At 52.5% G+C, this 320-nt stretch carries 1 protein-coding gene; it reads right to left on the reverse strand.

The window, feature by feature from the left end:
- A partial coding sequence (locus tag ACTHSP_RS23340; protein WP_440347159.1) for a PCRF domain-containing protein occupies positions 1–320 on the reverse strand: 320 nt, incomplete at both ends.

A 320-nucleotide genomic window follows, 5' to 3' on the forward strand; every position in this document is an offset into this window, starting at 1 on the left:
GGGTCGGCAGGCTGGTTGAACATTCGTTTGAATTCGAGGTCGGCCATTTGTTTTTCCAAACCGGCCACATCTTCCTGTACGGCGGCGAAACCTTCTTCGTCGTTTTCTTCGACAGCCATTTCAATCAGCATACGGTTGTCTTCGATACCTGTGGCGATGTTGTCGAGCGTCACCACGATGCCTTCGAGGATTTTGCGCTCTTTGCCGATTTCTTGGGCGCGTTTGGGGTCGTTCCAGAGTTCTGGGTCTTCGGAGAGGCCGACGACTTCTTCAAGGCGGTCTTTTTTGCCTTGGTAGTCCATATAGACGCGGATGTCTTC

It is taken from the genome of Neisseria sp. P0001.S005 (assembly GCF_051963715.1).